Consider the following 14,749-nt stretch of genomic DNA (forward strand, 5'->3'; position numbering starts at 1 on the left):
CCAGGCGTGAGGTCGCGCCGGGGTTAGATCATTGGTCGCACAAGGGCCTCAACAATCGAGCTGAAAACAGTCATTCGCCATTCCGAAAGCGGGAACGGGCGATGCAAGGCCATCGCTCTCCTGGAGGGTTGCAAAGGTTCGTGGCGACCCACTCAGCCATCCGCAATTGCTTCAGCGTCCCCGCGCGCCGTGGCTCCGCATTAACAATCCGATATCACCGCCTCAAGGCCTTTGACGCCTGGAATGCCGCCACTCAAACCGCTTGAAATCCGAAAACATGGATCTCTATGTGGATCGCGGGTTAACGTGGCAACACCAGATATTGCCCTCTTAATCTTTGGAGGATAACGTACACCCGCTGAGGTTGTGGCAATTACAACTTTAGGCCGATTATTTAATGGAGAGATGAAGCATTAAATCTGGGTCTATTTGGTCTCGATTCGAACACGCTTTGACAAGTTTGCAATTGGCAGCTTGAAAAAACAGTTCGTATCCGACAAGCATTCAGCAAATCATTGCTACTTTCGTTGAACGCCTGATGACGAAGTTTTTGGCGTAAGTGGCACAGTTCAAAGGATCATGATGCGCGCAGTCGTATTGTTTTTTTCGCTTATCTTTTTGGTGTCTGCAGGAACGGCTCAAACTCAGAGTGTCATCCCTCTTTCTGAGAAAGGCGAATTATACGCAGCCTACGTGGTTCCGAGAGATGACTTCGACCGTGTAGACGTGCAGCTAATTATTCTCTCGGGGGCGTATGATGATCCGGAACCATCCGGTACAGCTCATCTAACTGAGCATCTGGCTGCGTTTTCAGCGGACGCCACAATACTCAGAAAGCCCCGCGAGCGCGATATCTACGCGACAACGCATAACGTATCGACGGTGTACACGAATTCCGGCGTACCTTCTGAAATAGAAATGTTGTTACAGCTGTCCCGGGCCGTTCTTGAAACGCCATCACTGCCGGCAGGATTTGCGGAAAGCGAAATTGATATCGTTCAGCGTGAAACACTGTTGCGCGAAAGACAGACTCCGCTCCGGTGGCTCCGCAGAATTGCGCTTCAAAACCTCTATGGTACGCTGCGTGGTCGGGCAAATAACACTATTGAAGATCTTCCCAAATTGAACCTTGAGAAGGCCTATCAGTTTCACGAAACACATTATGCGCCATCCAATGTGACGCTAATCGTGTCGGGGAAAATTGAACCAGGTAAAGCCGAAGAACTCGTTGCTCGTGTATTTGGAGACACAGAACCTTCTGAGGCGCCTCAGAAACCTTGGTTAGACAACAAACCGGATCCCGAGCTCAAGTTTATTGAGCGCATTAGGTCGGACAAGTTGGCGCATGACGCAGTCCAGTTTGCGAAATTCGTGGACTTCGAAGATCGGTCAACCAGCATCGAGATGCAGGGCGCATTTTTCATTGCCAGCGATATTTTGAACGATAGGCTTTACAAGGCCCTTTACCATCAGGACGAGCGCGTTTTCAGCGTCGATGCTGACTGGTTTTTTGCCAAGAATGCTGATCTTGAACTTACCATAGATTTACACCTGATGCCCGGCTTCAGCTTGGACGCGGCGCACAGCCATCTGACAGAAACTCTGGCCAATTTGTTGAACGAACCGATCACCAGGGATGAAATCAATCAAGCGCGTCAGATGCAGGTTGTCGCAGCCCGGAATGCCGCGCGCCGACCCGTAGCGTTTCTATCATTTCTGCAGAATGTGGCTTCTGATGGCTTCCCACCTGTCACCCCGTCGGTATTTGTCGACATCTTGAACGAAACAACAGATCAGGACGTTATTGATTTTGCCGAAAAGGTCATCAAGCCATCCGCGACATCTGTCGTCTTGGCCAAAAAAGCAGAGTAACATGCAATCACTTAAAGGCCGTTTCATTTCTACTCTCTTTATGGTTATCAGCCTGCTGTCAGCGCATCAGGTCCGGGCGGAACTGATCGCAACGACTGGCGATGCGAATATTGCTTTTCTGATGCCACTAGAAAACGGCATCTCAGAACTCACCTTGGTTTGGCCGATTGATCGGCCAACAACAGAACGGGTGGCCGCGTTGCGTGCAGGTCTCGCAAGTGTCGTGTCAGGAGGAACATCAAGCCGTTCCTCCCACAAAATCGCTAAATACAAGCAGTTGAAGGGGATCAGGCATTACGTCGAAACAAGTCGCCATAATCTGATGCTCACTGTCTCGGCGCCAAACGAAGTCTTTCCAGAGATCATCGTCCACCTCGAAAACCTCTTGCTTGAGCCGGAATACTCCGAAGGCTGGTATGCAAGAGAGCTGCAGTATTCCAGCCCCACCAAGTCTACCAGGACCAGAATGCCAGAACATGTTCTGAATGAAGTGGTGGATTTCCTAGAGTACGAACCTGACGAAGCAGATACCGAGGTTTGGGATGGCCAATTTCGTTTCGGTCAACCCATTCAGGCAATCCTAAGATCTGGAGATGAAGAAGTAGAAAGCCGCACCATTCGACTGGTTAACAAGCTTCCCCGCCCGAAGGGAAAGTGGGAGTTGCCTTTCGCAAAATGGGCTGAAGCGTTGATTGGCACGAATGAAGAAGCCTTCTCCCTTCCAACGGGTGTCATTCACTTTGCCGATCCCGACTCTACCGAGATGCTTATCCTTTTTGTCAAAGCAGAGGAGTTTGCAGATGAGGCTGACCAGGTTGGAACGAATGTCTTGGTGGATTACATCGGCGCAAACCAAGGGTCCGAGATGTTTCGGATAATCCGCCAGGAAATGCGCGCGGCTTACGATCCACGTTCAGACTTCGTTGTCTTGGGGAAGAAGAAGGCAATTATCTCACTAAGCGCAACAGTTGAGGCGGTAAGATGGCCAGAGATCTATGAGAAAATAAGGGAAATTTACCAGAGTGTCCGCAGCGGGAAGATTGAACAGGAAGGTTTCGAGATTCAGTTCGATCAGTTGGACCGGACTTACTATCGCGACTTTTTTACTGAGCCTGTCTGGGGAACGCGGCAATACCTGCACGAGTATCCCGAGGGTGCTGACGGCAGTATCGAAATCCCGCTTTTCGGTGTGTTTCAAACACTGTCGTTGGAGGAGGCGACAGCAAACTCACATGAGCTTTTACCGCCTTTGGACGATTTCCTTCTCATTCTGATCGGAGGTGGAAACCCTCCTTCGAACACTTTGCAGTCAAACGGATACTGTTTGCTACCCAAAAGCACCCCCCCTAAGCTTTTGCCTTGATGCGCTTGCGAACGCTGAAAACTTATAGCTGAAACACAGTTGTTGCTTAAATTACCCTTTCAAACGGCAGCGCTATCCAGGATCGCAACACCTGGTTGGTGACAAGGGTTGACGAGAATTGCAGGTTTGCCCCTTCACAGGGGATAGCTCGTTCTTTTTCGACCGCCAACTGTTGTGCCGATAAGTGTTCTCAGGTCGACTTTTGGTGAAATGGCGGTCTCTTCGGTATTGGGACCGAAACATCAGCAACACTTGCAGGAGGGTCAGCCGCCTGTCCGGCTGAGTGTGCCTGACTCGGCCCGTCTGATCATTTTCGCGGGCTGTCGGCGTCAGTTGAGCATGTCAGGCTTCGGCATCTCAGGCCGGAAGATCAACTCAGGCAGTATGGTCTCCCAGCGGTCACGCCTATGGTAGCGCGCGTAGTCTTCACCGCTGTCGATCTTGCGCCAGTTGATGATGGCCCCGATCTGCCCAGAGGCGAACGCATGCCCCGGGGGTGGTTTCCACGATTTGGCCATACGTCCGACGACACGGTTTTTGATGTCCAGCAAGACCCAATGAGGTTGCCGAAATACAAGGGAAAGGGTGTCCCCGACATTGGCTGAGCGCACGGCCTTGTGCACTTCATGTGCATCCCCTTGGCGACCGGCGAATGACAAATCTACGATATCGAGCGCAGGCATCTGGTATTTTGTTGCGGGCAGCGAGGTTTCGTCGAGATCGGGCGTCACGTGCCTGAGCAGAACTGAATCTGAACCCGTTTTCAGAAGGGGGTGCGCTCCGGATGTCAGCACTGTCAGGCTTTGCTGTGCACGGGTCATTGCCACGTAGAACAGGCGGCGGGGGGCTTCAGGATCTTCCTCTTTCGAGACCCTCCTCCAGCCGCCGTTCAGAATGGCGACGTGATCGAACTCCAGCCCCTTGGCCCGATGCGCCGTCAGCAACAGCAGTCCACGTTGTTCACCGCGTGTATCCCGGGACCATTCGGCGATCCATTCGACAATATCAAGCGCGGGCATTGTTTTGGTGCCCAATTCCCGGGCCAGTGCGGCCACGCCTTCGGCCAGCAGATCCACCCATTTGTTGCGAGGCTGTACATTCAGGACCGTGAGAATGTCGTGAATACCCAAAAGTGCGCCTTGTTTCTTGCGCAGTCCGGACACCAGACGTTGGGTTTCCCTCAGCCGCCAAACATTTGGAAGGTCTTCGTTGGCCATATCCACGCGCAACCCTTGCGCTTCGGCATATGCTCGGACCGTATCCAGTGCTTTCCAGTCGCGGGAAATCACAGCGGTACGAGACCAACTCCAGCCGGGATCCAGTCGGGAGAGGCGGATCAGTTCATCGACGGCAGCGGCGGCCTTCGGCATAGTGCCGGGCGGGACATCAAGCAATTGCACCCGACCGTGTGCAACAGAATCCGTCTGCTCCAACCGTCCACCCTTGGGTTTAAACCTGCTCGCCTGATTGATCCGGATCTCGTGATCGATCTTCATCCGATCCGGCGCATTGGATATGACCTGATTGGCCGCCTCGATAATATGTGCCGTCGACCGATAATTCTCGATTAGAAATGACGGTCTGGCATTATAGTCCGTTTCGAACCTGCGGATGAATTCGACCGAGGCGCCGTTGAAGGCATAGATATTCTGGTCATCATCGCCCACGGCAAACAGGCTGAGCTTCAGATCGGCGTCTTCCAGCGAACGACCTGCTACGGCGGAAATGAGCGCGTATTCCTCCGGGCCAATGTCTTGGTATTCATCCACAAGTATCCAGCGAAACCCCTGTATCAGGCTCTCGCGTTGCGCTTCGGCTTCGGCTTTGGTCAGTCCATCGGGGTTGAGCTGACGCACCGCCTCCATGATGACGGTGTCGAAGTCTTCTGTCGCGGCCTGAACGCCAGCGAAACTGGCGCCAACCAGTTTCATCGCAAGCGAATGGCAGGTCGATATCGTAACGCCCGCTGCATCGTCCCCGACCAGCGCGCGTAGCCGGACGCGGATTTCGGCAGCCGCATGGCGGTTATAGGCCAGTACCAGAATACCGCGCGGATCTTCGCGCTTCATCCGTAACAGATAGGCGATCCGATGCACCAGAACGCGGGTCTTGCCCGATCCGGGCCCCGCGAGAACCAGCACATTGGTCTGTTCCCGATCATCCACGACGATGTCCTGTTGAACCTTGTTGCCCAGATCTTCGACAATGGCGTTCCAGGACTTGCTGGTTGTTTGTCGCCTGACCTCGTGTGCCATGCCCGGCATCCAGCGTTTCATGAACTGTTCTTTGTTGAGCAGAAAGTAATCCTCGGACAGGCGTTCAGCATCCGCCATCTTGTCCAGACCAGTTTCTGAATAGGTGGCCATGACATGGGTCTGTAGCGTCTGCTCGGCGTAATGCTCTTCCAATGGCAGGAAGTCCGATTGCGTGAACCGGCCGCCTTTGGGGTTCAGAAATACCGTCATGGCGGGGCGGAACACGGTCAACCCCTTGCCAAGAGTCAGCACGCCCTGTTCATGCATCCAAAGCAAGGAGCGCTCCAACAGCTTGGTCATGTCGCGCAGACCGCTGGATTTCAGAACAGCGTCCTGTGTGAGCTGCGCCAGAAGGTCACCCACGGTGGTTTCAACCTGCAGGTCTTTGCCGCGCGCGCCTTTATCCAGCCGTCCCTTCAGTAACATCAGCAGGCTTTCAGCTGCCTGCCACCTGATTTCAGCTGTCCGGGAAATTATGTCCCATGACCGCTCGAGCGTGATGTTTAGCGTGTTTCGGCTGATCTTGCGGAGCCGGATGTTCCCCTTGCCGCCATCCTGCCCCTTGCCATCCCGCGCTATGCCCCGGATCAGTTTGTCGATCACGTCAGGACGGGCATCGGCGTGGTCCTGATCGCGCAGACGCTGGCAAGTTCCCGACAGGTTCAGCGGCATTGGGGTCTCTTTGTGGACATCTGGTGCCAGCTCGCGCAGCAGCGCGACGAGATCCCGTTCCAGATTTGCGACCTGAGTGAGGCGGACAGAAGAAGACTGCGCCACGCCGGCATGGATGAACGCCGTCATCGCAACGTCGTTGCGCGCGATGCCAAAGCTTTCGAGATTGGCCATCGCCTTTGCCAGGGCACCCGGTGTGAGGCCGCTGACACCGCAGAGTTGATCCGTTGACACACCTTCATCCGCTGGAGCCGAGATCAGATGTTGGACGATGGCCAGCAATTGTTTGCGATGCACTTGAGTGATGTCCGCATCCGCGAGCCGTTGTTTCGCCTGGTCAATCGTGTGGACCCTCAGGGAGGAGGGGAAAATCCGGACACGGTTTTCTTCGCGCGAGACAAGTGTTGCCTCCTCAAGCCAGGATACAGCTGTCTTGACCCGTGTGTCGTCTGTTGCGCTGTCACGCTCAAACTCCCGGTCCTTTTCGGACCGGACAATCTCACCTGCGGTAGCGACGATCTTGCCGGTCTTGCGTGTACGCTCGTCAATCCGGCGCAGGGCTTTCAGAATGGCTCCAATTTCATGCCGGGCCAAACGCGAGCCGGCCGATAGCCGGAACTGGCGTTCCACATCATCCCCCGCGAATAGCAGCACACAATCGGCAGCTTTACGATCACGTCCGGCACGCCCTGCTTCTTGCAAATAGTTTTCCAACGACCCCGGGATGTCGGCATGAACCACCAGCCTGATGTCGGGTTTGTCGATGCCCATGCCAAAGGCGTTGGTGGCTGCGATTACCCGCAGGTCTCCGACCCTGAACCGTTCCTGTACGTCGTGTTTGTCTTCGGACCCAAGCCCAGCATGGAAATGCGCAGCATCCATACCTTGTGATTTCAGAAACTCGGCAACGCGTTCGGTTTCTTTGCGCGTCGCGCAATAAACCACGGCACCAGATCGGCCTTCTGAAGGAAGCAGTTCTTCGATCACGGATAGAACGTCGGTCAGCTTGCTGTTTTTGGTCGTGGGCCTGACATCAAATGTCAGGTTATTCCGCGATGCTCCACCATCGAGGGACAGCAGCTCGACCCCGGCACGAGATTGAAAATGCTCCATGATGTCCGCAACCACTTCGGGCTTGGCCGTGGCAGTCAAACATAGGATCGGGGCAGGGGACTGGTCGCCCGAGAATTCTTTGATAAACCGCCCCAGATACCTGTAATCCGGTCTGAAATCATGGCCCCATTTTGATACACAGTGGGCTTCATCGATGGCCCACAGGCCTATTTCGCGTTGCGCCAGAACCGACCGAATGGATGTGCTGCGCAATTGCTCAGGCGAGATGATCAGAATGCCCGCATCCCCCATGCGGACCTTGTCCAGCGCGTCTTGCCGTTCCGGCATCGACATCTGACCATTCACGGTCACTGAACAGGAAATGCCTGCGCGCTCCATCCCCTGAACCTGATCCGCCATCAGCGCGACCAAAGGGGAAATGGCCACGGTCAATGCCCCAGTCTTGTCGAACCGAGACAACGCGGGCACCTGATAACACACGGACTTCCCGGTGCCGGTGGGCAAAATGCCCAACACGCTATTTCTGGACATGGCTTCATCGACGATGCGTTCCTGCAATGGCCGACCATCTGGGTCGACAGGCTGGGGGCGGAAACTTTCGAACCCGAACCATCTTTTGAGCGCACGGACTGGGTCATTCTGTTCTGCGCACCAATCGCAGGAAGGATCTTTGCAGGATGTGTCCCTGAGATGCCGGACGATTAGCGAGGCCACGTGGAACTGCGCGCGGACCCATGGTGGCATGACCGAGTCCCCGCCCGCCGCGGTTATCCAGGACAAGGCATAGGCCAAGGGCCAGCCGTTGCGGGGATTGCTAAGGCGGCAAATAGTCTGTTCGACCCGTTTGCAGCAGGCCCGACCAGCTAGCATCCGACGGATGGCAGCTATGGCCTCATCCTGTGACGGGCAATCAGCCCTCCGCAGATAGTTGAATACAGCATAAAAACCGCCCGACGGTTCTTTCCGCGTTGTCAGATAGTGATAGGCTACAAGCGCATCCGGTTCGCTTTCGGCAAGGTTTTGAAAGGCATCGAGCTGATTGGCGAACACCTCAAAAACAAGCCGGGCGTCAAGTTCGGGATCACTGATATGCCCCGCGGCCAACCGCCCGTCCTGATAGTGTTTGACCAGGCGGTGATAGGGGTTGCGGGGAAAGGCCAGGGGGTTCAGCCACAGTGTATCAATCGGCGCCTGCATGATCTGGGCCAGCCGCGGTCTGACGGCGATCAGGTGTTCCATATCGTGTTGCAGAAAATTGTGGCCAATCAGATGCGCGATACCGGCGATGGCGTCTTCCAGACGGTCAAGGTTTTGCACCAGAGAGCCGGCCCCAGACTTCAAAGCCGCTTGGTCGTCGTTTCGAACGGCGGCAAAGGCAAATACCTTGGCTGTCTTGGGATCCACCTCGAGATCGATGGACAGACACTTGGAAAGAAACTTGGTATGTCGACCGTTCATTTTTGATGCGCCGCTGTTCAATGGCTGCAACCAGAGAATACCTTTTTAAGATCGCGCACAACCCAAACGGGAGTTGGTGACTGTAGGACATGGGTTGCAGGACCAAACTTAATGGCAATCAAGTTAAACTTGGATATGCCCCTGCCGGAATAGGTTCCATTTGCCCAAGTAAATTTCCATGCGCTTAACTCTTGTCCGCCTTCTGCGCTTTGCTGCCGTTCTCTGCGGTGGGCGATTGGAGGTAAGAGCCCATTGCGGACCTCCACTAGCACGACTGATTTTGCCAGCGCAGCATGTCGAGAACCGCAGAAACCGGACGTTGGATTTAACCGGTTTTGGCTCAAGCGCCGAGACCGATAGCAACTACGAAAACTCGGAATACTGCCTAAACAAGGAAAGCTCATCAGTGCTTGGTATGGCGGCAAGGTCCTCAGGTTTCCCAATTAGTACTTTGCCGGTGTCAAGGGCAGTGATCAAATCGTCGTTGTCGATCCAGTCGTTGTTCCACAGAGGGGCAGGCTTTCCTGAAACGATCTGGCAAATAGGTTCAGTACTGTCAAAGTCCAACTCGACACCCTTAGCTTTGGTGACTCTTTGCAGCCAGATTTCGAGATGTCCGTTGTGTGGTATTCGCTTCATTTTGTTAGCGACACGTTCCCAAAGCTCCGGACGATCTTGATTTGGAGCTAGGGAAATCAACTTCGCTAAAATACCTGACAGGGCAGGAAAGGTGCGCGGAGAAATAACTGCAATATCACAAACAATCGCGACTTGTACCGACAAGTCGGCCGGTGCATCATCAATCGTTGAGAGTTTTTCAAAGGCTTGGTCTGCTAGTCTATTGAGTGCGCCTGAATTCGGATATTTCCGAGCGAAAGCATGAAGACGTAGTAGCTGCTTTTGGATGGTTTTTGCTTGCGTGACATCCATATCTTCCAACTGGATACCCGCTAATTTCTCAGGTTTGATAGAGGCCTCAACGATGTTTGTGCTTTGCGAGGTTTTGCCTTCTCCCAATTTCATTCCTACGTGCCGAAGACAGTCACTGATCACGCGAACTACATCAGTTGCTATCCGGTCGCTTTGAGCGAAAACACGATAATCGTCACGGTATCTTAGGATATGAAATTCCCCAGAATCTCCCAGTTGCTCCGAAATCTTGTGGTCGACGTACGCGAGCACGAGTTCTGCCAAAATATCAACAAGGACAGAGCCTTGCATGATCCCGTTGGTTTGCCCATAGCGGCTGTTTCGAATGTGTTTGTCGATTTCATTTCCGAACAGATTTCTGGAGCGGTCAGCCTTAGCAGCTTCATATCCATGAATTGCCCAAGGAATGCTATGTGTATACAGAGATCCGTAGCAGTTGGTCACATCAGTTTGAAGAATGTGCGTGTAGTCCAGCGACAGTTCCAATGAGCGTTGTTCGAAGAGCAACCACCATGTCCTCACTTGAGCTCCGGCTTGAAGTTGCCCAGGCTCCGGTAAAACTGGAAAACCTGTACACTCTACAATTCCAGACTGCAGCTCTTCAAAACGCGCCTGCAATAAACCCCAGTTCGCCTCTTTGCACAAAGTTTGAACAAGCGTTACGTAGATTGCTGGATGAATCAGCTCGTAAGGGCGCCATCCAAAACGACCGTCTTTCGTGCTTATTATCTCGTAGTTCACCCCAGACATTTCGAATGCACGGTTGGGTTTTGGCTTCTGAAAATCAGAGTACGGCCTGTTGTTTAAGACAGCAGCAACGTCTTCAAGAATAGAATGAAAACTAATGTATGGCGGGAAGTCTGAGCGGAAGTAGCACTCCGGCTTGAGTAGATACTCTTGGGCGGCTGTCGCGTCCACGTCGATTATCCTAGTCATCATCTATCCAATTAAATTTAAATGTGTTTTCAGTGTTTTTTGGATACTCTCAAAAATCCTGCAACTTCTAGCCTAAAATCATCTGAAAGCGCTGAGTGTGAGCAAACGCCAAGAAACACAGTTAGCAGTTTATTCTGCATACAGCACAAACCGGACGTTCGGGATTGATAATGTGCACGTGTAGCGAAGGTACGCTTTGTGGCGTTTTCCCCGAAATCTGCATCCCCTGCGAAGGCGAAGGATGACAGGGTCGACCTATTGCGAGCCCACGTATCTGGGTGAGGGGCGGCACCATCTTGGATCACTCAACCCGTATGCCCTTCCTTTTCCCGATGGCGACGAGGCTTTGGTTGAGCCTGAGCTGTCCGGCTTGATGCCGCGCGGTCATGGCGCGCAGGACCCCGCCGGGCGACTGGATGGGGGTATCGGGGTGTTCGACATTGTTGTCGATGATCAGGACGCACAGGGCGGCTGCCAAGTCCCCCATCTGGTCTATGGCCTCCTGCCAGGCCGAGGGATGAATGCCAAGGGGCACAAGCCTGTCGATCGCGGCGATCACGAAGTCCCGCGGGGCAGGGCAGGGGCGTTTGCCCTGCGCCAGCAGGACCCTGAGCTGCATCTCGTCTGACCCGTTGGCCGGTCGGGGTTGTTACCACAAATAGAGGCAGGTGCTGGACGCCGGGGGCTTCCCACCCATCCGCACCAACCACGTGTGACATAGCTGGCTTGAACGGCGTATCGTTCAGACCGGCCTAGTTTCAGGCAACAGCAAGTTCAACCATCACATCGGGATCGACGAGGACGCTTCCGGATGTTCCTGTGTAGAGATCGTACTGCTCACCGTTGATCTCCACGTCTCGTCCGGAGTCCTGGATACCTTGCTCCAAGATAACGCTGTCGCGCTCATCACCGTAGATCCGAACCCGATAGCTGTCATCATCATCCGCAAGTACGCTCAAAACTGAATCACTGATGACCAGGTTCGTAGCGCCACGGGAAAGGGATATTGTTTTCACGCCTGCCAGGACCTGTGCGCTCAGCACTGTGGGCTCTATGGTATCAACGTCAGCGCCATAGTTGCGGTACTCGACACGGTCGATGGTGCCGTTGTCGTCAGTATCTCTCGACACGGCTTGTCTGATATTAATCCCGCCCGCGTCATATGTGAAAGTGTCGATGCGGTTGAAGGTGCCGTCATCATCAAAATCTCTCGAAATGACTTGTTCTATACGCGTACCGTTCGCGTCATAGGTATTTTCGTGCATGCGGTCGATGGTGCCATCTGCGTCACGATCCCATGCCTTGGTCAGCACCTTGCCGTTTACATCAAAGGTGTAGGTGGAAATGCGGTCGAAGTCGCCGTCATCGTTAGTATTACTGGAAACAACTTGTTCTATACGCCGACCGGCCGCGTCATAGGTATTGCTTTCTACGCGGTCGACGGTGCCGTCATCATCAAAATCTCTCGAAACGACCTGTTTAACACGTCGACCCGCTGCATCATAGGTATTGGTCTCGACGCGGTTGAAGATGCCATCATCGTCAGTATCTTCCGAAACGACCTGTTTAATAAGCCGACCAGCCGTGTCATAGGTACTGGCCTCGACCCGGTCGAAGGTGCCGTCATCGTCAGTATCGTCCGAAATCACCTGTTCTATACGGCGACCAGCCGCGTCATAGGTATTTTCGTACTTACGGTCGATGATGCCATCCGCGTCAAAATCGTCTTCGCCGGTCAGCACCTTGCCGTTGGCATTGAGGGTATTGGTGGTGATGCGGTCAAAGCGGTCCTCATCATCAGTATTGTACGAAATCACTTGTTTTATACGCCGACCATCCGCGTCATAGGTGCTGGCCTCGACGCGGTTGAAGGTGCCGTCATCATCAAAATCTTTCGAAATGACCTGTTCTATGCGCTGACCATCCGCATCATAGGTATTGTCGTACTTGCGGTCGATGGTGTCGTCCGCGTCAAAATCGTATGCTCCGGTCAGCACCTTGCCGTTGGTGTCATAGGTCCTGGTTTCGATGCGGTCGAAGGTATTGTCATCATCAGTATCTCTCGAAACGACCTGTTTAACACGTCGACCGGCTGCATCATAGGTATTGGCCTCGACGCGGTTGAAGATGCCGTCATCATCAAAATCTTTCGAAATGACCTGTTTTATACGCCGACCATCCGCATCATAGGTGTTGGCCTCAATGCGGTCCACGGTGCCGTCATCATCAGTATCTCTCGAAACGACCTGTTTAACACGTCGACCCGCTGCATCATAGGTATTGGTCTCGACGCGGTTGAAGATGCCGTCATCATCAAAATCCGTCGAAATGACCTGTTCTATGCGCCGACCAGCCGCGTCATAGGTATTTTCGTACTTACGGTCGATGATGCCATCCGCGTCAAAATCGTCTTCGCCGGTCAGCACCTTGCCGTTGGCATTGAGGGTATTGGTGGTGATGCGGTCAAAGCGGCCCTCATCATCAATATTGTACGAAATAACTTGTTTTATACGCCGACCATCCGCGTCATAGGTACTGGCCTCGACCCGGTTGAAGGTGCCATCATCGTCAGTATCGTCCGAAATCACCTGTTCTATACGGCGACCAGCCGCGTCATAGGTATTTTCGTACTTGCGGTCGATGGTGCCATCTGCGTCCAAATCATCGTCTCCGATCAGCACCTTGCCTTTGGCATTCAGGGTATTGGTGGTGATGCGGTCGAAGCGGCCCTGATCATCAGTATTGTACGAAATCACTTGTTTTATACGCCGACCAGCCGCGTCATAGGTATTTTCGTACTTGCGGTCGATGGTGCCATCCGCGTCCAAATCATCGTCTCCGATCAGCACCTTGCCTTTGGCATTCAGGGTATTGGTGGTGATGCGGTCGAAACGGCCCTCATCATCAGTATTGTACGAAATCACTAGTCGTATACGCCGACCAGCCGCGTCATAGGTATTGACATACAAATAGTTGATGATGTCATCCCTGTCAAAATCGACTGCGTTGGCCAGTATCCTGTTATTGGCGTCATAGGTTCTTGTTGTCCTGGCGCCCGTTTTGGGATCAATGTAAGTGTCGGTGCGGCCGGGATTTGAAGCGGTCATGTCAGTCTCCTATGTTGATTGTCCGGCAGGATCTTGGGTTTGTGAGATTTGGACCTGCGTGACCTTTCCGAAAACATCGGTCTGCACCCCGGGAACCGATCCTGCTCCCGGAAACTCATTGACCGGGGCAACCCGACCCTCGCCGTGGCTTTGATGGTCTTGATGTAGGTATACGGAATGGGCCCACCGGTGAGGTCAGTCCAATATGATGGCGTGGCGCGGGGAGCCGTCCGCACGCCCTGACCCTTGTGAGACGCAGGCGGCACCGGCGAGCACAACCTCAGCGAGACCCCGTTGTGATCCGTCACATCAGTACCTGCGGGTGGTTTCAGACCTGCACCAGCATGAGCTGCGGTTGCGGGTTGCGAATACGGGCTCTTTCCAAGCCCGGTCAATGCCGACGAACGCGCACCTGAACATCCGGCCGCGAATAGCCCGCCGGGCCCGGGCGGGCGCGATATGCCGTCCTTGTTGTTATTGCTGTTGCGCAACCGTGAGGCTTGACGGTTGAGAACCGTTGGGGGCATCGGACATCATCCATACCCCCTGCTCATTTCCGTTCGTCGCTTCTGAAAACGCGACATCCCAAAAGAGATGCCGCATTCTCATCCAGGTCACTTTCCCCATTCGGGGAACTCCCTCATAGGTTGTGATTCGTTGCAACTGTTTTTAGGACCCCGCAGGTAAGATTTGATCTGGTTCCGGGCCTCCGGTAACTGGCACCAAAGCAGTGGCGTGCCGCACCCGGAACACGCATTGGAAGGCCCTATGGCGCCATCTTGGTTTACTCAACCTGTTTGCCCTTCCTTTTCCTGATCGCGACGAGGCTTTGGTTGAGCCTGAGCTGTCCGGCTTGATGCCGCGCGGTCATGGCGCGCAGGACCCCGCCGGGGGATTGGATGGGGGTATCGGGGTGAGCGACATTGTTGTCGATGATCAGGACGCACAGGGCGGCTGCAAAGTCTCCCATCTGGTCTACGGCCTCCTGCCAGGCCGAGGAATGAATGCCGAGCGGCACAAGCCTGTCGATCGCGGCGTCCGAGAAACCTGCATCACTGCCGACATTTTCCGCGACACAGAAT

The 14,749-nt window shown here is 54.0% G+C and carries 8 protein-coding genes; 3 read left to right on the top strand and 5 right to left on the bottom strand.

Annotation, left to right across the window (positions count from 1 at the left end; all coding sequences use genetic code 11):
• From GOW92_RS23555 to GOW92_RS24805, 3 genes are all read left to right on the top strand, one after another.
• Positions 1 to 266, top strand: a 266-nt coding sequence (locus GOW92_RS23555) for a DDE-type integrase/transposase/recombinase (protein ID WP_170565906.1), incomplete at its 5' end; no start/stop codon positions are given.
• A 460-nt stretch (positions 267 to 726) separates the two neighbouring features.
• Positions 727 to 1,872 carry a M16 family metallopeptidase gene (locus GOW92_RS23560; protein WP_368040324.1) on the top strand — a complete coding sequence of 382 codons (1,146 nt, stop codon included), beginning with the start codon at positions 727 to 729 and terminating at the stop codon, positions 1,870 to 1,872.
• Between the two features lies 1 nt (position 1,873).
• Positions 1,874 to 3,235, top strand: coding sequence for a hypothetical protein (locus tag GOW92_RS24805; RefSeq protein WP_217356581.1), 1,362 nt, complete (start codon positions 1,874 to 1,876; stop codon positions 3,233 to 3,235).
• 329 nt (positions 3,236 to 3,564) lie between these two features.
• On the opposite strand, the gene GOW92_RS23570 is transcribed toward GOW92_RS24805, so the two are convergent.
• From GOW92_RS23570 to repC (GOW92_RS23590), 5 genes are all read right to left on the bottom strand, one after another.
• Positions 3,565 to 8,694, bottom strand: a complete 5,130-nt coding sequence (locus tag GOW92_RS23570; RefSeq protein WP_170565908.1) for a RecQ family ATP-dependent DNA helicase — start codon at positions 8,692 to 8,694, stop codon at positions 3,565 to 3,567.
• A gap of 363 nt (positions 8,695 to 9,057) precedes the next feature.
• Positions 9,058 to 10,542: an RNA-directed DNA polymerase gene (locus GOW92_RS23575; RefSeq protein WP_368040325.1), complete on the bottom strand. Its 1,485-nt coding sequence runs from the start codon at positions 10,540 to 10,542 to the stop codon at positions 9,058 to 9,060.
• 319 nt (positions 10,543 to 10,861) lie between these two features.
• Positions 10,862 to 11,179, bottom strand: a complete 318-nt coding sequence (gene repC / locus GOW92_RS25425) for a replication initiation protein RepC (RefSeq protein WP_170565915.1) — start codon at positions 11,177 to 11,179, stop codon at positions 10,862 to 10,864.
• A gap of 139 nt (positions 11,180 to 11,318) precedes the next feature.
• Complete coding sequence (locus tag GOW92_RS23585) at positions 11,319 to 13,667, bottom strand: hypothetical protein (protein WP_170565918.1); 2,349 nt, start codon at positions 13,665 to 13,667, stop codon at positions 11,319 to 11,321.
• Positions 13,668 to 14,451: 784 nt separating this feature from the next.
• A complete protein-coding gene (gene repC / locus GOW92_RS23590; protein WP_170565921.1) occupies positions 14,452 to 14,685 on the bottom strand; it encodes a replication initiation protein RepC in 234 nt (77 codons plus the stop codon).
• Positions 14,686 to 14,749: the final 64 nt, after the last annotated feature.

The sequence above is a fragment of the Ruegeria atlantica genome (assembly GCF_013032505.1).
In the GTDB taxonomy this organism is placed as follows: domain Bacteria; phylum Pseudomonadota; class Alphaproteobacteria; order Rhodobacterales; family Rhodobacteraceae; genus Ruegeria; species Ruegeria atlantica_F.